This window comes from Ruegeria atlantica (genome assembly GCF_013033965.1).
Lineage (GTDB): Bacteria > Pseudomonadota > Alphaproteobacteria > Rhodobacterales > Rhodobacteraceae > Ruegeria > Ruegeria atlantica_D.
The window spans coordinates 214,301-232,056 of the sequence record NZ_WQFE01000001.1 but is presented as its reverse complement, the minus strand read 5'-3'; the positions used below and the strand labels follow the sequence as shown (position 1 = coordinate 232,056).

The 17,756-nt window shown below is 56.8% G+C and carries 19 protein-coding genes and 2 tRNA genes; 5 read left to right on the top strand and 16 right to left on the bottom strand.

Annotation, left to right across the window (positions count from 1 at the left end):
• Nucleotides 1-2: 2 nt before the first annotated feature.
• Entirely contained in the window at nt 3-473 is a 471-nt protein-coding gene (locus GOW16_RS01160; protein ID WP_170409438.1) for a CoA-binding protein, read from the top strand.
• 2 nt (nt 474-475) lie between these two features.
• Here the strand turns inward: GOW16_RS01160 and GOW16_RS01155 are convergent, their stop codons facing one another.
• The 4 genes from GOW16_RS01155 to GOW16_RS01140 all read right to left on the bottom strand — a co-directional run bounded on the left by GOW16_RS01155 (nt 476) and on the right by GOW16_RS01140 (nt 4,363).
• On the bottom strand, nt 476-1,051 hold the full coding sequence (locus tag GOW16_RS01155; RefSeq protein ID WP_170409436.1) for a hypothetical protein: 576 nt from the start codon (nt 1,049-1,051) through the stop codon (nt 476-478).
• 72 nt (nt 1,052-1,123) lie between these two features.
• The gene (locus tag GOW16_RS01150) at nt 1,124-1,441 is read right to left on the bottom strand and encodes a phosphoribosyl-ATP diphosphatase (RefSeq protein ID WP_170409434.1); all 318 of its coding nucleotides are present in this window, start codon (nt 1,439-1,441) and stop codon (nt 1,124-1,126) included.
• Nucleotides 1,438-2,199: an imidazole glycerol phosphate synthase subunit HisF gene (hisF, locus tag GOW16_RS01145; protein ID WP_170409433.1), complete on the bottom strand. Its 762-nt coding sequence runs from the start codon at nt 2,197-2,199 to the stop codon at nt 1,438-1,440. Before hisF ends, GOW16_RS01150 begins: the two co-directional genes overlap by 4 nt.
• Nucleotides 2,200-2,314: 115 nt before the next feature.
• On the bottom strand, nt 2,315-4,363 hold the full coding sequence (locus GOW16_RS01140; RefSeq protein WP_217354462.1) for a transporter: 2,049 nt from the start codon (nt 4,361-4,363) through the stop codon (nt 2,315-2,317).
• A gap of 417 nt (nt 4,364-4,780) precedes the next feature.
• On the opposite strand from GOW16_RS01140, the gene GOW16_RS01135 reads away from it, so the two are divergent.
• Nucleotides 4,781-5,227 (top strand): DUF302 domain-containing protein, encoded by a 447-nt coding sequence (locus GOW16_RS01135; RefSeq protein WP_254429656.1) that lies wholly within the window; start codon nt 4,781-4,783, stop codon nt 5,225-5,227.
• A gap of 12 nt (nt 5,228-5,239) precedes the next feature.
• Here the strand turns inward: GOW16_RS01135 and GOW16_RS01130 are convergent, their stop codons facing one another.
• Nucleotides 5,240-5,704 (bottom strand): DUF2867 domain-containing protein, encoded by a 465-nt coding sequence (locus GOW16_RS01130; RefSeq protein ID WP_170409431.1) that lies wholly within the window; start codon nt 5,702-5,704, stop codon nt 5,240-5,242.
• A 3-nt stretch (nt 5,705-5,707) separates the two neighbouring features.
• Nucleotides 5,708-6,430 (bottom strand): 1-(5-phosphoribosyl)-5-[(5-phosphoribosylamino)methylideneamino]imidazole-4-carboxamide isomerase, encoded by a 723-nt coding sequence (gene hisA, locus GOW16_RS01125; protein WP_170409429.1) that lies wholly within the window; start codon nt 6,428-6,430, stop codon nt 5,708-5,710.
• Between the two features lie 134 nt (nt 6,431-6,564).
• On the opposite strand from hisA, the gene GOW16_RS01120 reads away from it, so the two are divergent.
• Complete coding sequence (locus GOW16_RS01120) at nt 6,565-6,966, top strand: DUF2147 domain-containing protein (RefSeq protein WP_170409428.1); 402 nt, start codon at nt 6,565-6,567, stop codon at nt 6,964-6,966.
• A 4-nt stretch (nt 6,967-6,970) separates the two neighbouring features.
• On the opposite strand, the gene hisH is transcribed toward GOW16_RS01120, so the two are convergent.
• Together hisH and hisB are read right to left on the bottom strand one after the other, a co-directional pair.
• Nucleotides 6,971-7,609 carry an imidazole glycerol phosphate synthase subunit HisH gene (gene hisH / locus GOW16_RS01115; RefSeq protein WP_170409426.1) on the bottom strand — a complete coding sequence of 213 codons (639 nt, stop codon included), beginning with the start codon at nt 7,607-7,609 and terminating at the stop codon, nt 6,971-6,973.
• A complete protein-coding gene (gene hisB / locus GOW16_RS01110) occupies nt 7,610-8,197 on the bottom strand; it encodes an imidazoleglycerol-phosphate dehydratase HisB (protein WP_170409424.1) in 588 nt (195 codons plus the stop codon).
• A 154-nt stretch (nt 8,198-8,351) separates the two neighbouring features.
• On the opposite strand from hisB, the gene GOW16_RS01105 reads away from it, so the two are divergent.
• The gene (locus GOW16_RS01105) at nt 8,352-8,591 is read left to right on the top strand and encodes an Lrp/AsnC family transcriptional regulator (protein ID WP_074735480.1); all 240 of its coding nucleotides are present in this window, start codon (nt 8,352-8,354) and stop codon (nt 8,589-8,591) included.
• Nucleotide 8,592: 1 nt separating this feature from the next.
• On the opposite strand, the gene GOW16_RS01100 is transcribed toward GOW16_RS01105, so the two are convergent.
• From GOW16_RS01100 to GOW16_RS01085, 4 genes are all read right to left on the bottom strand, one after another.
• Nucleotides 8,593-9,195 (bottom strand): hypothetical protein, encoded by a 603-nt coding sequence (locus tag GOW16_RS01100; protein WP_170409422.1) that lies wholly within the window; start codon nt 9,193-9,195, stop codon nt 8,593-8,595.
• A 40-nt stretch (nt 9,196-9,235) separates the two neighbouring features.
• Nucleotides 9,236-10,102, bottom strand: a complete 867-nt coding sequence (locus GOW16_RS01095) for a GNAT family N-acetyltransferase (protein WP_170409421.1) — start codon at nt 10,100-10,102, stop codon at nt 9,236-9,238.
• 86 nt (nt 10,103-10,188) lie between these two features.
• A tRNA-Gly gene (locus tag GOW16_RS01090) sits at nt 10,189-10,263 on the bottom strand.
• 34 nt (nt 10,264-10,297) lie between these two features.
• Nucleotides 10,298-10,372 (bottom strand) — tRNA-Gly (locus tag GOW16_RS01085).
• Nucleotides 10,373-10,521: 149 nt separating this feature from the next.
• Between GOW16_RS01085 and GOW16_RS01080 the strand changes: the two genes are divergently transcribed.
• The gene (locus tag GOW16_RS01080) at nt 10,522-10,674 is read left to right on the top strand and encodes a hypothetical protein (RefSeq protein ID WP_170409419.1); all 153 of its coding nucleotides are present in this window, start codon (nt 10,522-10,524) and stop codon (nt 10,672-10,674) included.
• A 15-nt stretch (nt 10,675-10,689) separates the two neighbouring features.
• Here the strand turns inward: GOW16_RS01080 and GOW16_RS01075 are convergent, their stop codons facing one another.
• The 4 genes from GOW16_RS01075 to GOW16_RS01060 all read right to left on the bottom strand — a co-directional run bounded on the left by GOW16_RS01075 (nt 10,690) and on the right by GOW16_RS01060 (nt 17,696).
• A complete protein-coding gene (locus GOW16_RS01075; RefSeq protein WP_170409417.1) occupies nt 10,690-11,073 on the bottom strand; it encodes an MAPEG family protein in 384 nt (127 codons plus the stop codon).
• A gap of 79 nt (nt 11,074-11,152) precedes the next feature.
• A complete protein-coding gene (locus GOW16_RS01070; RefSeq protein WP_170409415.1) occupies nt 11,153-14,590 on the bottom strand; it encodes a pyruvate carboxylase in 3,438 nt (1,145 codons plus the stop codon).
• Between the two features lie 124 nt (nt 14,591-14,714).
• Complete coding sequence (locus tag GOW16_RS01065) at nt 14,715-15,872, bottom strand: alpha-hydroxy acid oxidase (RefSeq protein ID WP_170409412.1); 1,158 nt, start codon at nt 15,870-15,872, stop codon at nt 14,715-14,717.
• Between the two features lie 39 nt (nt 15,873-15,911).
• Complete coding sequence (locus tag GOW16_RS01060) at nt 15,912-17,696, bottom strand: sensor domain-containing diguanylate cyclase (protein WP_170409410.1); 1,785 nt, start codon at nt 17,694-17,696, stop codon at nt 15,912-15,914.
• Between the last annotated feature and the right edge of the window lie 60 nt (nt 17,697-17,756).

The window sequence follows — 17,756 nt, the reverse complement described above, 5'->3', positions numbered from 1 at the left end:
GCATGACGGATTACACAGACTCCTTCCTGAAAGACATCCTGCGGCGGACCAAAGTGGTCGCCGTCGTGGGCGTATCGATGAACCCGGTACGGCCCAGCTATTACGTTGCGCGCTACCTCTCGCTTAAAGGATACACAGTAATTCCTGTGAATCCCGGTCATGCCGGGAAGGTTCTTTTTGGCCAAACCGTGCAGGCGTCGTTGTCCGAGATTACTCAGCCGGTTGATATGGTCGATATCTTCCGCCGGTCCGAGGCCGTTCCCCCAATAGTCGACGATGCCCTGTCTGCATTTCCCGATCTGCGCACGATCTGGATGCAGATCGGCGTTGAACATCCCGAAGCAGCAGCCCGGGCACAGGCGCGCGGTGTGGATGTAGTTATGAACCGTTGCCCCAAAATTGAATATCAGCGCCTGTTTGGCGAGTTGCGCATGGGCGGGTTCGCGACCGGAGTGATCTCGTCCAAGCTGTGAAGCTAGCCGCTGACATAGGGCAGCAACGCCCCGTATTGTTCCTGACGTCGCTTTTCCAGAACAACGTTGCGGGGCACCCACTCATATCTGGTGTCTTCCGCCAGGGGCGACCAGAACAGCACACCGCCGTACCGCCATGGATCCAGCACCACGCCGTCATACATCGTCTCACCTTTGCGGCTGATGATGGCGGTGCTGTGATCGATCCTGAACCGGTTATCCGCATTCGCTATCGCGCGGTGCAGCTCTAACGTCTTAAAATTCTCTTGCTTCAGTCGACGTTCGATATCCTCGGCCCAATGCCAGCACAGCCCGCGCGGGCGCAGGCCTTTGTTGACCTTGGCATTGTGGATCAGCGGAGGGTCGGTGATTTCATATTCCTGAACCAGCTGCGCGGTATAGGAATAGGCGATGCGGGCCGCGCGGTCAGCTTCTTCGGGGTCGATATCCGGACCAAGGCTGCGGATTTCCGTTGCCAGTCTTTGGACCTCATCGCCGGTCGCGCGCGGTGGTGCCGAACACGCGGCAATCATCACAAGCGAAAGCACAGCCAGTACAACGGCCAAAGCTCTGGTCATTCCCGCGCTCCTCGGTAAGTCCCATACTGATCCCTGACTATACAGGGCAGGACGGTCGGACGGAACCCGCGCTTATGTCTTTGGGCGGGATGCCTTTTCCGCGATACCGCTTGTGCCCTGGCGGCGGGCCAACTCTGCCAATACGTCGTCCAGCGCCACGTCCCGCGCGGCCAGCATGACCAGCAGGTGATAGAGGACATCCGCAGCCTCGGATGTCAGTTTTGCCTTGTCGCCCTTGACCGCTTCGATGATGGCTTCAACGGCCTCTTCCCCGAATTTTTCAGCACATTTCTCAGGCCCCTTGGCCAATAGCTTTGCGGTCCAGCTGGTGTCGGGATCGTCCCCTTTGCGGGCCTCAACTGTAGCGGCCAGTTCGTGCAAGATGTTCATGTCAGCCTCATCGGGATGCCAGCCGCTGCCATGTGTTCCTTGGCTTCGCGGATGGTGTATTCGCCGAAGTGGAAGATCGAGGCCGCCAGCACTGCACTGGCCCCACCTTCCGTCACACCCTCGACCAGATGATCCAGGTCGCCTACACCGCCAGAGGCAATTACCGGTACATCCACCGTATCCGAGATCGCTCGGGTCAGGGGCAAATTGAAGCCTGCTTTGGTGCCGTCGCGGTCCATCGAGGTCAACAGTATCTCACCGGCTCCTTTGGCGACGACGGTTTTGGCGAATTCCACCGCGTCAATGCCGGTGGGCTTGCGACCGCCGTGGGTGAATATCTCCCATTTGCCGGGGCTGACGGTTTTGGCGTCGATGGCACAGACAATACACTGGCTGCCGAACTGATCCGCGGCTTCGGCGATGACATCCGGGTTGGCGACAGCAGCGGAGTTGAAGCTGACCTTGTCGGCCCCCGCCAGCAGCAGCGCGCGCACGTCGTCTTTGGTACGAACACCTCCGCCGACCGTCAGCGGAACAAAGCACTGTTCCGCTGTGCGTTGAACCACATCGAACATGGTGCCGCGGTTTTCATGCGTGGCGTGGATGTCCAGAAAACAAATCTCATCCGCGCCTGCTGCGTCATAGGCTTTGGCAGATTCCACTGGATCACCTGCGTCCCGAAGACCAACGAAATTAACACCTTTGACCACACGGCCATCGGCGACATCCAGACAGGGAATGATACGGGTTTTAAGCATGCCAGCGTCCTTTGTTGGCGCACCTCTAGCGCCAAAACCCCGCCGTTTCCAGTGCTGTCAGGGCACGTTGAGGAAAACGGCGAGGGTAATCGTTGGCTAAGATCTTGCGCTGGTTCTATTGCTTTTTGTCTTTAAGCAATTTGAGAGCGGACAGAAGGTTGGCCTTGTCGTCCGTCCACGGTTCACCCCCGTCCGAAACCACGGGCTGCCATTTTCCGTTCTGGACAAAACTGTCGATCCTGGCTTGATCTGGGCTAACGATCACAACATGCGATTTATGCGCGCCAATTTCTTGGCTGTCCGTTTCGATCTGATGAAACTGGTGCGCCATATGAAGACCAAGCTTGTCCGCAATCCGCGCAAGTGGACCGACCAAATCGTAGTAGCGGTTGCTGATGTGGAACACCAAAACCCCGTCGCCAACCAGTCGCTCTGTGTACATCTGTACAGCTTCTTCTGTGGTCAGATGCAAAGGGATCGCGTCAGAGCTGTATGCGTCCAGGACCAGAATATCGAATGTATAATCTGTCTGAGCCAGAACGATGCGCGCGTCACCCAGATGCGTCGGCGAGTTCGGCGCGCATTCTGAGATATAGGTGAAAAGGGACGGGTCGCGCGCCACCTTATCCACCATGGCGTCTATCTCAAAGAATGCCCATTCCTGCGACGGAAGCTTGTAGCAGGACAAAGCACCGACTCCGAGGCCGACAATTCCGATGCTGTCGGCTTGGCGCCCGAATTCAGATGTTATGACCTGAGCCATTGGTCCCTTGGGATAGTAATAGGACTTCGGAGTTGGTTTTTTGCCAAATTCCGATTCCAGCTGCAAACCATGCAGTGTGGTTCCGTTTTGGTAAATTCTGAGGTCTGCCGTCGAGAACACTGTGTGCGTTCCAAAAAAGCTTCGATCCTGAAGCAGCGCGCCCTTTTGCGGCCAAAGAACCGGCAACATAAGTGCTGCTATAATAGCAATGATACGTGCAGGTTGATTGCGGAACAGGATCAGCGCGGTCAACAGCATCGCGGATGCGGCAACCGCTCGCAAAGCGCCCTTTCCAAGTGGATCTATTCCATCGATCATACCGAAGGAAAAAAGGATCGGGTAGCTGACGATCAGACCAAATGCGAGGTTCCTTGGGGTAACTGCACCTTTTCCGATCAAGAGCAATCCGGCAGCCAAAATAAACGTCAGTTGTGCCTCGACTTCCTGGGCAAATACCAACGGGGCAAGAATGGAATTGAACAATCCACCAAATGCTCCACCCACCGACAAGGCGATGTAGAACACTGTCAATTGCTCTGCCGCAGGTCTCATTTCGTATAGCAATCTGTGTGCATAGAGGGCGATTACAAACAGAACAGGGACATACAGCAAAAAGACGACGGGAGTTTTATGATGATCTATCAGATTTGACAAAAGGACTACACCAGTCGCCAGCGCCAAAATCATTGGAATGTGCAGGGATTTGACACTCAACCATTTCAGTTTCGCAAAGGCGAAAATGAAGGTCAGAAGATAAGTCGCCAGAGGTACAACCCAAATCAGCGGGATTGAGCCCAGATCCGTGCTGGCCTTCGTGGTGAAGGAAAGCATCAAAGATGAAGGTACAAAGGCGATCACGATCCAGGTTGCAATCCGCTTCAGCTTTGGAGTGCTGTTCGCGATATCGGCTGCGGCTGGCGCAACGACGTTGTGGGATCCGCGCAGTGCAACAAGACCACTTATCGCCATCAACCCACCAAAGATGACAAATCCGATGGACCACAGGTTACTGGTGGCACTGGCACCCAGCAGAGGGTCTGCCAGCAAAGGGAAAGCCAGAAGGGCCAGCAGTGATCCAACGTTGCTGGCGCTGTAAAGGAAATATGGGTCGTCTGCCGAAGGCCCGCCAGAACGCGAATACCAAGCTTGAAGCAACGGAGCATTAGCGGAAAGAACAGCAAATGGCAGGCCAACCCCCAAGGCAAACAACTTGAGGGTTTGCAGCGCCGTTGAACTGGATGCGTCATAACTCCAGCCGTCACTGATTGAGAGCGGCAGATACGTCAGCGCTGCCGCCCAAAGTGCCAGATGCGTAACCAGCTGCCAGTGCAAGGGTATCCATTTTGTCAACACATGGGCGTAAATGTAGCCGACGATCAGAACAACCTGAAAAAACAGCATTGCCGTGGTCCAAACCGCAGGTGCGCCGCCGATTTGCGGTAGCACCAGCTTTGCAAACAGGGGCTGGACAAAGAACAAAAGAGAAGCGCTGACAAAAACTGTCGTGCAAAAACTGAAAACGATCGCAATTCTGAACCAAGAATTGTTCGAATATTCTGTGCTGGTAATACTCACGGTGGGAATCCCTGCTCAAGTTCGTTGTCGAACTGCTACAGGCGAATTAAGACCAAGTTTGGGCTAAGCTGAGTAAAATATCTGTCAAAACGGGTTATTGTTCTCGATTGTGGGACGGTCTTCAGGTGCGTGCAAAGTGCGAGACTCGGATTTACGGCAAAGCCTCGCCGATGCCAGAGTTGTGATTGTAAGACTACGAAAAGATGAGACAATTAAGATGAAAATTACAGAAGGAAACCCGATATGCGAAATCTGATACTGGCAACAATTTTGACTTTTGGAGGGGCGATGTCTGCCATGGCTGATGACATCATCAAGGTAAACACAGGTAAATCGGTGCAAGAGGCAATGGATGCCCTCGAAGCCGCTGTGGGCAACGCTGGCGCAACCATCTTTGCGCGCGTTGATCATGCGGCAGGCGCGGAAAAGGTCGGGCTGACTATTCCTGCAAATCAGGTGCTGATCTTCGGGAACCCGGCGCTGGGAACACCGGCCATGCAGATCGACCCGCGCGCGGGATTGTTCCTGCCGCTTAAAGTACAGGCTTACGAAGACGAGAACGGACAGGTCTGGCTGGCCTATGAAGACCCAAAAGAGACGATGGACGAGCTTGATGAAGTCGAGAAATCACCTGTCATCAAAAAAATGCGCGGCGCACTGGCCAAGTTGACGGCGGCCGCAGCAGGTTAAGTCTGAATTACATCAGGCGCTTGCGCGGCCGAGTCGCGCAAGCGCGTTCCGGGCGATCAGAATATGAAACGGCATGATCGCGGTCAGGTACAGGCGTCCCCCGAAGTTATGGCGATGGACCCAAGTGGCCAGCGAAACCTTGCCATTTTCAGATAGAACGGAAACTCGGAAATCAAGGTGGCGGTCGTTGAAACCCGCGATCAACTCGGTCTCGTTGGCGTGCTCAACGGGGAAAATGCCGACTTTATCTTTGGCATCCGGGCCGGCCTTGCTGATCCCGAATGGTGCCACTATCAAGCCGCGCAATCGTACCAACGCTTGTGCCCACAGGGGAAAATCAGTGATGATCTCAGCCGCGCGGCGCGGCGGCAGGTTTGAAGCGACACTGAAGCAATCCAGAAAATCCCCGTCTTTCACCCGTTTGTGCAGAAGACTTCTGGCGGATAGGGCAGATCGTTTCACGTGCGTATTGAACATCGGTTACTCTCTGACCGTGGTCAGAGCCTCTTTCAGATCAATCGCCCCATCATAAAGCGCCCGGCCGGAAATCGCACCGTTCAAAGCTGCGCCACAATCGCGCAGATCAATGAGATCGGCGATGGAAGACACGCCGCCCGAAGCGATGACTGGGATTGATACCGCACGCGCCAAGGCTGCGGTCGCCTCAACGTTCGGACCCTGCATCGCGCCGTCACGGTTGATATCAGTGTAGATAATGGCCGCGACACCCGCGTCCTCGAAACTGCGGGCCAAATCGGTGACCTGCACATCGGTTTCCTCGGCCCAGCCCTTTGTCGCGACCATCCCGTTGCGCGCGTCGATGCCTACGGCGACCTTGCCCGGAAAGGCTTTGGCTGCTTCGCGCACCAGATCGGGGTTTTCGACCGCAACAGTACCCAGAATCACGCGGGCCAGTCCTTTTTCGATCCATGTTTCGATCGTCGCCATGTCGCGAATACCGCCGCCGAGTTGAGCGGGCACGTTACATTCCTTCAGAATTGCCTCAACCGGGACGGCGTTGACCGGCTCACCCGCGAAAGCCCCGTTCAGATCGACAAGGTGCAGCCATTCGCATCCCGCCTCGACAAAGGCACGCGCCTGCGCGGCCGGGTCCTCGTTAAAAACAGTAGCCTTGTCCATTTCACCACGCAGCAGGCGCACGGCTTGGCCGTCTTTGAGGTCGATGGCGGGGTAGAGGATCATGTCAGGCGGCCCTATATCTGAACTGTTCGCGCGGGATATCGCACATGCGGGGCAGGGGATGCAACGCGACGCCAAGTCAATCTTGCCGGAATTGCTTCGCCGGGCCAGACTGAGCGGAAACATGGGAGGAAATCATGAAGACATTTACACTTGCAGCCGGTTTCGCGGCGCTGGCCAGCGCTGCCTTTGCCGCCGATCCGGTCGATGGCCTTTGGAAGACAGAGCCGGGGGATACCGGCGGCTATCTTCACGTTTCGATCGCTGAATGCGGCAGCGCGATTTGCGGTACCATCGACAGTGCATTCAGCGCCGACGGCAATCAGAACCTGGAATACGAGAATCTAGGCAAGCAGATCATCTGGGACATGGTTCCCGATGGCGGCGGCAACTATAGCGGCGGCAAAATCTGGGCGCCGGACAGGGACAAGACCTACAGCTCGAAGATGACGCTGGACAGCCAGAACAAGCTGACCGTCAAGGGTTGTGTTGCGGGTGGTCTGGTATGCCGCGGGCAGGACTGGACGCGGGTTCAGTAATTGCTCAGGGCTTCCATGTCAGGAAGTTTCCGATCATGCGCAGGCCCACATCCTGGCTTTTCTCGGGGTGGAACTGCATTCCAACCATTGTGTCGCGGCCGATTATGGCCGTGACCTCTTGCCCATACTCCACATAAGCCAGACGTTGCGCCGGATCGCTGACCCGGAAATGGTAGGAGTGCACGAAATAGGCGTGATCGCCTGACTGCACCCCGGCAAAGACCGGGTGCTCGCTTTCCAGAACCAGATCGTTCCAGCCCATATGGGGCACTTTCAGCGAGTTGTCTGACGGTTCGATCCGCACAACGTCACCTGCAACCCAGTCCAGGCCTTCAGTCTCAGCATATTCATGGCCTTTGGACGCCATCAATTGCATGCCAACGCAGATGCCCAGAAAGGGGCGGCCTTTCTGCTCGACAGCTTCGACCATCGCGTCGTAGATGCCTTTGTGGCCGCGCAACTCGGCTGCGCATGCGGGGAATGCTCCGTCACCCGGCAGCACCAGCCGGTCGGCACGTGCAACGACGTCCGCGTCCGAAGTCACGACAACCTCGCCTGCGTTCAGCTCTCGCGCCATACGCTGAAACGCCTTTTCAGCCGAATGCAGGTTGCCGCTTTCGTAGTCGATAATGGCCGTCAGCATTTACAGCGCGCCCTTGGTCGACGGAATCGCATCTGCCTTGCGCGGGTCTGTCTCAACGGCGAAACGCAATGCGCGCGCGACGGCCTTGAAGGCGGCCTCGGCAATGTGGTGGCTGTTGAAGCCGTGCAACTGGTCGATGTGCAACGTGATGCCACCATGGGTGCTGAGTGCCTGAAAGAACTCGCGCACGAGTTCGGTATCAAAGGTGCCGATCTTGGGAGTCGGAAGGTCCACGTTCCAGATCAGGAACGGACGGCCCGACAGATCCAGCGCGCACCGCACCTGCGCATCATCCATCGGCAGGTGGCACTCGCCATAGCGACGAATGCCCTTCTTATCGCTCAAGGCTTGCGTCAACGCCTGACCCAGGGCGATGCCGGTGTCCTCAACAGTGTGGTGATCGTCGATGTGGTAATCGCCCTTGGCGCGGATCGTCATGTCGATCAGAGAATGGCGCGCAAGCTGATCCAGCATGTGATCGAAAAAACCAACACCGGTCTGATTGTCATAGGTGCCGGTGCCGTCCAGATTGATCTCGACCGAGATCTCGGTCTCGGCGGTTTGACGGCTGATCTTTGCGCTGCGCATGGGCGAATTCCTTTTGCTACAGACGCGCTTATAGACGGGGTTTGCCCAGCTTATCCAGACTGAAGCGTGCCAATTGGCACAAACTGTTGCAGGGGATTGCGCCCGGCACCAGCCCGTGCCAGCCTGCCGGAAACTCCAACAACAGGTCCAAATCATGTCCACCTGCGTTTTCATCCAGATCCGCTGCAAGCCCGGTACCACTTATAAGGTCGCCGAAGAGATCGCGCTGCGCGAAATTCACTCCGAGCTTTACTCGACCAGCGGCGAATATGACCTGCTGCTCAAGCTCTATATCCCCGAAACCGACGATGTCGGCCATTTCATCAACGAAAACCTGCTGGTGATCCCGAATATCGAGCGTTCGCTGACCACTATGACCTTCAAGGCGTTCTGAGTCAGATCGAAGCCTCGGGCGCGGAACCTTGAGGTGAAGCGGCCGCCAGAATCACGCCGCTGCGCGCCTGCTGATCAGTTGTTCCCGCCCGGAGCAATTGGTGCATACCAAACAGCACCATCAATGGAACACCAAGTGAAACAAGGTAGTTGTCCCCGGCCAATCGCGACCAGACGATACCAAGTGCGCAAACAAGCAACAAAACGGCAGAATGCGCGTATTTCTGTTTGGTTCCGCTGGTCTGATAGTTCAGAAATCCGTTCGGTCTGAACACGGTCAAAATGACACCCGTCACAAACACACTCATCAAAACGAGTGTTGCAATATTCCCGGTCAGCACGGTCGCCGTGTCCCGGTAGCCAAGCAAGATCAGGCATTCGATGAGCGGCGTGATTGTCACCATGAAGACGTTGATACCAAGCAAAATGGGCTGAGGGCGCAGCTTCTTTCGTACATAGGTGACGCAAACCAAGGTGGCCAGAACCGTTCCGACCCACCCTGCCAGACGCAGGTCATCCGTGGCCCGAAACAAAAGCATGAAAGCTACGCCCGGCAAGTTTTCAAACATCTCAAGCAGCAATCGCTTTTGGGTGTCGTCGGGCATTGTGAAACTTCCTTTTTTAAATGTCGGGTGTGGAATGAGGTCACCCCAATTCGAATGTCGTAATGCCGTATATCCGATCCAGATCAATGTCTGGTACGTGGCTGGAATACATGCGGCCGGTTTCGAACACTTTGGTCAAACCCAACTGTTGCGCCAATGCCATAGCTTGCGCGTTGGGGTTGGGCATATCGATAAACACCTCGGCCCCCATCTGATCGGCGGGAAGCGTCGTCAATAGCGACACCAAAAGGACCTCTGCGATCTCGCGGGAGTCCGCGAACAATGGGCCAACTTTGTATCCGCTGAGGCACCGGCGCAGCGTTGCATAGCCCTTGATCTGACCGTCTTCCTCAAACACGCGAGAGACGTGGTGTGGTGCATCCAGCCAAGCCTGAAGGAATGTATCGCGTGGCGCGGGGAACAGGTCCCGATCATACGATCTCAGGTCATCCGCAAGGGCGCTGAGAGGGGCGATCTTATCGTGTAGGGACCGGCCCAACTGGTTCAGGATGCCACCGGCTGTGCCGGAAAAACGATAGTTGTCATAGGCCAGCTCGAAACCGAACTTACGATAGTTATCCTGCTGCTCGACTACACCGTCCATACCCATGTTCCGGTCGTGGCAATGCGCCTTGACCGCTTCAGCCACCTGAAGCCCATACCCCGATCCGCGATACTCGGGCCGCACGATATAAAAGCCTAAAAACGAGTAGTTATCGTCATAATTCACGGCAGACGCAGACGCGATCATCTGCCCATCCAGAAATCCACCCTTGAAGCCTTCGGGATCCGAACTGCGGAAACAGACGGCATCGTGCAGGCCCGGATTCCAGCCCTCTTGGCCGGCCCAATCGACGGCCGTCTGAACCTCTTCCGCTGTCAATGCGCGAATTACGTATTCTGGCATAGGGGCGTCTCCGTCTTGATTGTGTGCAACCACGAGGATGCCGCAACGACACCGAAAGAACCAGTAAGTTTGAAGAAGTTTGTATCTGGAGCGGGCGAGGCGATTCGAACGCCCGACCCTAACCTTGGCAAGGTTATGCTCTACCCCTGAGCTACGCCCGCATCAGATACAATATGTGGTCCGAAGACCTCTCAATGGAGCGGGCGAGGCGATTCGAACGCCCGACCCTAACCTTGGCAAGGTTATGCTCTACCCCTGAGCTACGCCCGCGCCGTTGAGTGAGGAGGGGTGTATTAATTCCCACGCAGGGCTTCAAGCGGAAAAAACAAAAAAGAGGAAAATTCTTTGCGACGGAAACGCGCCTCTTAACCGTTCAAGAACCAGAGCATCCAAAAATAAGAACGGTGGAGGTGACAAAAATGACTTATTTTAAGGACCTGAAGATTGTGGCCTTGGCTGCCATGATTTTGCTGGGCGCCACGATCGAAGGCAAAGGTGAGGATCGTATGGGCGACGTTGAGCCATTCTTTATGGAAGCACCCCGAATCGAGACGCTGATCTTGGCGGGTTGATCCCCGCCGTCCCGTTCAAAATGCCATCAAAAGGCTGGCGATGGCTGCAATAACAATCACTGCAAAGGTCAGGAGCATCCCGATCTGACGCAGAATCACGATCTGGGGTTTGCGGCCGAAACCATATGCGTGCAGCACCCGCCCGGCCAAAATACCAAGGCCCAACAAGTTGACCAACCAGCCACTTGCGCCTTGAAGCTCGACCATCGCAATCAGCAAAAGGGCAAACGGCGCGTATTCGGCAAAGTTGGAATGTGTCCGCATCGCCTTGAGCATGTCGGTATTGCCACCGTCCCCGTAGGAAATCTTATCACTGCGACGCTGCAGGATGACCCGTACGCTGAGTGCGACATACAAAAGCCCCAAGAGTGCGGCGTAAATTGGTGTAATGGACAACATGGTCTGCATCTCCTTCGAGCCTCAAAAAAGGCCGCCCGGTTGCCCGAGCGGCCCTTGTAATCTTAGAAGGTTAGGTCGTTTATTCCAGTTCGACCAGTAGGTCCTTTGCGTCAATCTGGCCGCCGGGCTGGATGTGGACGGCTTTGACGGTCGCATCGCGCTCGGCGTGGATGCCGGTTTCCATCTTCATCGCTTCGATAGTCAGCAGCATATCGCCTTCCTTGACCTCTTGTCCGGCCACCACAGCAACCGTGGCAACAACACCCGGCATCGGCGCGCCGATGTGGTTGGGGTTACCTGCCTCTGCCTTGGGGCGAGATTGCGTGGTTGAGGTCACCAGGCGGTTCGGAACTCGGATGACCCTCGGCTGGCCGTTGAGTTCAAAGAATACTTTGACCTCGCCCTTTTCATCGGTTTCTCCGATAGCCTGACAGCGAATTTCCAGCGTCTTGCCAGGGTCGATCTCGGCCGTAATCTCTTCGCCCGGTTCCATGCCGTAGAAGAAGGTGCGGGTTGGCAGCGTGCGAACCGGGCCATAAGTTCTGTGACGGCCCATGTAATCGAGGAACACCTTGGGATACATCAGATAGCCGTTCAGATCCTCATCATCGACCTCTTTGCCCTCAAGCTGTTTGGACAGGTCCGCCCGTGTCGCCTCCAGATCGACCGCGGGCACGTCCTTGCCGGGGCGGTTGGTGTTGGGTACCTCATCCTTGAGCACTTTCTTGACGATGGTGTCGGGGAACCCGCCCGGAGGTTGACCCAAATTGCCACGCATCATGTCGACCACCGAGTCGGGGAAGGCCACATCCATAGACGGATCTTCGACCTGTTCACGGGTCATGTTCTGGCTGACCATCATCAGCGCCATGTCGCCAACTACCTTGGACGACGGCGTCACCTTCACTATGTCCCCGAACATCTGGTTCACGTCGGCATACATCTGAGCAACCTCGTGCCAGCGTTCCTCCAGCCCAAGGCTGCGCGCTTGCGCCTTGAGATTGGTGAACTGGCCGCCGGGCATCTCGTGCAGATAGACCTCGGAGGCCGGAGCCTGCAGGCTGGATTCGAAGGCCGCATATTGCCCGCGGACCGCTTCGAAGTAATCGCTGATCTCACGGATGGCCTTGATGTCCAACCCGGTGTCACGCTCGGTATGGCGCAGAGCTTCGACCACGGTGCCCAGCGTTGCTTGTGAGGTGTTGCCCGAGAAGCTGTCCATCGCGCAATCGACCGCATCTACACCCGCCTCGGACGCGGCCAGAATGGTGGCGCTGGCGATGCCGGCTGTGTCGTGCGTGTGGAAGTGAATCGGCAGCCCGACCTCTTCCTTAAGCGCACGTATCAGGATGCGCGCCGATGCCGGTTTCAGCAGACCTGCCATATCCTTCAGGCCCAGAACATGAGCGCCTGCGTCGCGCAGTTCTTTCGCCATGCCGACATAGTATTTCAGGTCATACTTGGCGCGATCCGGGTCCAGAATATCGCCGGTATAGCAAACAGTGCCTTCGCAGATCTTGCCATTCTCGACGACCGCATCCATCGCCACGCGCATATTCTCGACCCAGTTCAGCGAGTCGAAGACACGGAACACGTCGATATTCTGCGAAGCCTGACGCACGAATTCCTGCACCACGTTGTCGGGGTAATTGGTGTAGCCAACCCCGTTTGCACCGCGCAGCAGCATCTGGGTCATCAGGTTCGGCATTGCTTCGCGTAAGTCACGCAGACGTTGCCACGGGCATTCCTGCAGGAAGCGATAGGCCACATCAAAGGTCGCGCCTCCCCAGCATTCGACCGAGAACAGTTGCGGCAGGTTGGCGGCATAGGTCGGGGCCACCTTGATCATGTCGATCGACCGCATGCGGGTGGCCAGCAACGACTGGTGCCCGTCCCGCATGGTGGTGTCGGTAATCAGCAGCTGACGTTGTGCTTTCATCCAGTCGGCGACCGCCTGCGGGCCTTTCTGTTCCAACAGATTGCGTGTGCCCATCTGCGGCTCGGCTTTGGGTGCGGGGGCCTTGGCTTCTTTCAGGTCGGCACGCGGTTCCGGGCGGTCCTTGGTCTCGGGGTGCCCGTTCACCGTGATGTCGGCGATATAGGTCAGAACCTTGGTGCCGCGGTCGCGGCGACGTTTGAAGGCGAACAGGTCGGGCGTCGTGTCGATGAATTTGGTGGTGTATTCGTTCGACAGGAAGGTCGGGTGCTTCAGCAGGTTGATGACAAAGTCGATATTGGTGCTGACGCCGCGAATACGGAACTCGCGCAGCGCCCGATCCATCCGGGCAATCGCCGCCTCGGGTGTGGGCGCCTTGGCGGTCACCTTGGTCAAGAGCGAGTCGTAGTATCGCGTAATGACACCACCGGCGTACGCCGTGCCGCCGTCCAGTCGGATGCCCATACCGGTGGCCGAGCGATATGCAGTGATACGGCCATAGTCGGGGATAAAGTTGTTTTGCGGGTCTTCAGTAGTGATCCGGGTCTGCAGGGCGTGGCCGGTCAGATGCACGTCAGCCTGGCTTGCGGCACCAGTCGCCTCGGCCAGAGTTTTGCCTTCGGCGATCAGGATCTGCGCCTGAACGATGTCGATACCGGTGACTTCTTCAGTAACAGTGTGTTCGACCTGCACACGTGGGTTCACCTCGATGAAGTAGAACTTGCCGGTTTCCATGTCCATCAGGAATTCAACCGTGCCTGCGCATTCATAATTCACATGCGCGCAGATTTTGCGGCCCAGTTCACAGATCTCGGCGCGTTGTTCTTCGCTCAAGTAAGGGGCAGGCGCGCGTTCGACAACTTTTTGGTTCCGGCGCTGGACTGAGCAGTCGCGTTCATAAAGGTGATAGATCTCACCGTGCTTGTCGCCCAAGATCTGCACCTCGACGTGACGCGCGCGGATGATCATCTTTTCCAGATAACCCTCGCCATTGCCGAATGCGGCCTCGGCTTCGCGTCGACCTTCCAGAACCTTCTCTTCCAGTTCATCCTCCGAGTGGATCGGGCGCATTCCGCGCCCACCGCCGCCCCAGGACGCTTTGAGCATTAGCGGATACCCAATTTCCTTCGCCTCGGCGCGGATCGCATCCATGTCATCGCCCAGAACCTCTGTCGCCGGGATGACAGGTACATCTGCGGCGATGGCCACCCGGCGTGCGCTGGCCTTGTCGCCCAGGGCGCGCATGGTTTCGGCTTTCGGGCCAATGAAGGTGATACCGTTTTGTACGCAGGCATCCACGAAGTCCGGGTTCTCGGACAACAGGCCATAGCCGGGATGGATCGCATCCGCCCCGCATTCCTTGGCGACCCGGATGATTTCGTCGATGCTCAGATAGGCAGCAACAGGCCCCATTCCTTCGCCAATGCGATATGCCTCGTCCGCCTTGAAACGGTGCAGGCCCAGCTTGTCCTCTTCGGCAAAGACGGCAACGGTGCGTTTGCCCATCTCATTAGCTGCGCGCATCACGCGGATGGCAATCTCGCCGCGATTGGCGATCAGGATCTTGTTGAAATCAGTCATGTCTGGTCCCGGTCCTACTTGTTTGGCCGTGTTGATAGGCGGACAATACGCGCACGTATATCAGTCGTTCTGGGTAGAACCGGCATGTTAACGCTCGCAAACGCCCTCTGTTAGCGCTATCTTCTTAATAACGCTGCATCGCGGCATGAACAAGCGGTGTGGTGGGGGGAAGGTGCTTCAGCGACTCGGCCCCGATTTGACCCATATTTGCGTGCATATCCTGTCGCAAAATGTCGATGACATGTGCAGGGCCTTTGGCGCCCAGGGCGGCAAGTCCGTACATGAATCCGCGACCCAGCATCACGAAATCGGCCCCAAGCGCCTTGGCGCGCAAAATGTCTAAGCCACCTTCGATCCCGCTGTCGAAGATCAGGGGCAAGTCCGTGGCCGCGCGAATGGCGGGCAGAGCGTCGATACTGGCGGGGGCGCCATCGAACTGGCGTCCACCGTGATTCGATATCCAGATCGCGTCGACACCGGCCTGTTGCAAAGGCTCGGTATCTTCAGGGCGCTGCACGCCTTTAACGATTAGCGGCCCGTCCCAGGCATCGCGCAGCCAGTGAACGTACTCCAAATCCGGAGACGTGCGCAGCAGGTACCCGACATGGGCTGTCGGCGGCAGGTTGCTGGAATTGTCCGTATATTTGTCCAGCGTCCGCATTCGCGGAGGACCGCTGCGCGCCATTCCAAGCGCCCACTCCGGCCGCATAGCGATTTGTGCCAGCAAGCGTGGCGTCAATCTCGGCGGGTTGGTCAGCCCCGAGCGCGTTTGCCGTTCGCGTCGGGATGCGACCGGGACATCGGCAGTCATCACCAGTGTCGTAAAGCCAGCATTCCTGACCCGATCCAAAAGGTCCTTGCGAATGTCAGGGTCTTTTGGCGGATATAGCTGAAACCAGGCGTTGTCACCCAGATGGGGCGCGACATCCTCTGGGCTTTGGCTCGCGACATTGGACAGGGTAAAGGGCAACCCGGCGTTTGCGGCAGCGCGGGCCAAGTGACCCTCGGCATCGGGCCAGATCAGCCCCGCCATGCCAATTGGGGCAACGCCGAAGGGCAGTGGGTATTTTTTGCCCAAAAACTCGGTCGATGTGTCAAACTCCAGCGGTCCATGCAGGATCGACGGCAGGAAACCGACGCGGTCCAACCCATCGCGATTGCGGTGTAGCGTGGCCTCAACTCCGGTCCCACTGTCCAGATACTCCCAGACAAAATGTGGTATTCTGCGCTGGGCGCGGTGTTTCAGATCGGCAATGCCGGGAAAGCGACTGTGAAGGTCCATGGGGATTGATCGGGCCTAGGGCGCGATTCGGCAAGAATTTTAAGCCGTTGATGACCCACCGATGGCTTTTACCGGCGTTTTAACCGGGGAAATTCTCTGTGCGTCGGCCTCGCTGCCTGCAACTTGAACCTGATTGCGGCCCTTGTCTTTGGCCGCGTACAGGGCATCATCTGCGGCACGCATCAGATCCTGCGGCATAGTGCCGTGCGCGGGATAATGCGAAACCCCGACCGAGATCGTGATGCGGGGCAGGGATTTCTCGCCATAGCGAACCGACACGGCCTCGACCGCTTGCCGCAATTGCTCGGCGCGGGTGATTGCGTCGTCCGGCGTGTTGTCCGGAAGGATCAGCATAAACTCTTCTCCACCAATGCGGCAGGCAATCTCATCTCGGTCGCAACCCTGTTCCAAGGCAGCGCCAACCGCACGCAGCACCATGTCGCCAGCATCATGCCCATGGGTGTCGTTAAACTTTTTGAAATGATCAACATCCACGGCAATCAGGCTAAGCGGCGCGCCTGTTTGCTGACTGCGATTGATGGATTTGCGCAGAGTTTCAATCATGTGCCGCCGGTTGAACAGCCCGGTCAGGGGGTCCCGCACGGACTGGTCGTGCAACTGATCGCGCATCCTAACATTGGCAATCGCCATGCTGATTTGTTCGGCGCATAGCTGCGCCAGCTTTTTGCTGGTGTGGAACGCCTCGTCAGTGCCTTCTAAGGCTCGGAGATGCAAAAGGCCAACCGTTTCCCCGTGCGCCAGAATCGGAAAGCAGAAATAAGGCCGTCCGTCGTGAGGTTCAGCGTGTTCACAGACAAAGTCGATTTCGGATGCGCCGTATTCATATGTTCGGCCACGGCGAAGTCCCCAACACCCTTCGGGATGGATATGCGCCTTGTGTGTTCCGCCGTTCCAACTGGCACAGCCATCCAGCACATCGCGCGAGTTCGAATAGACATACACGCTGCCCTCAGCCTCGGGCAGGATATGGGTCATGAAGCGCGAGACCATATCGAATAGCTCGTCAAGGGAACGGCTGGATTGCAGCCATTCGTTCAACTCGCCCAGTAAGCGGACTTCGCGCGCCAGACGTAGCTGTTCATCCATCAGGTCACGCTCTTTGGCGGATTGTTTATGCAAGGCCTGCAATTGTATGCGGTTGGTCCTGTAGCTTGCAAAAGACACGGCCATGAGGGCAAGCAAAGCGATCGCGCTGAGAACCGTCAGGGAAACTCTCAGCCTTGAGACAAAAGTGGTTCGCAAGTCAGAGATATCCGTAAAAAACTCGATTGCTCCGATAAAGCGGCCATTCTTCATGACGGGCATGAATACTTCGGCAACGTGGTGTTGCGTGGCGTTCAGAATGTTTTCGGTGTGCAGATCAAGCCCGTCAATCTCGGACAGTGGAACCACTTCCTGAATATAGTGAATCATGCCTCTGGCAACATCGCTGCGAAAGAAGTCGCGGTCTTCAGCACTGCCGATTTCGGTCGGCCGAGTCGACCACGTGACACGACCATTCGGGTCGAATAGTTTGAAGCGGTAGACATCAGATGCTTCGGGCATCGCGGCCAAAAACTCGGCGTCATGTGCATCAATCACGCCTGTTTCCAGCGCGCTTTCAGGGTTTTCCAGATGCAGGACGACACGGCGCTTCCATAGCTCGGCCTGTTTCAAAATGTCGACCTTCAGCATCCTATCGACCAGCGGCGCAGGCAATTTGTAAATGCCCCAGCCACTTCCAATAGCCAGAGAAATCAGCAACATGCTGATGCCGATCCATTTCAGCCGATGATTTGCGGCCCCCCGAGTTTCTTGCTTCATAACGTCGTGCTCCCACAGCAATGATCTGATCATCGCGGTGGGGGTTTTACAGATGATTAA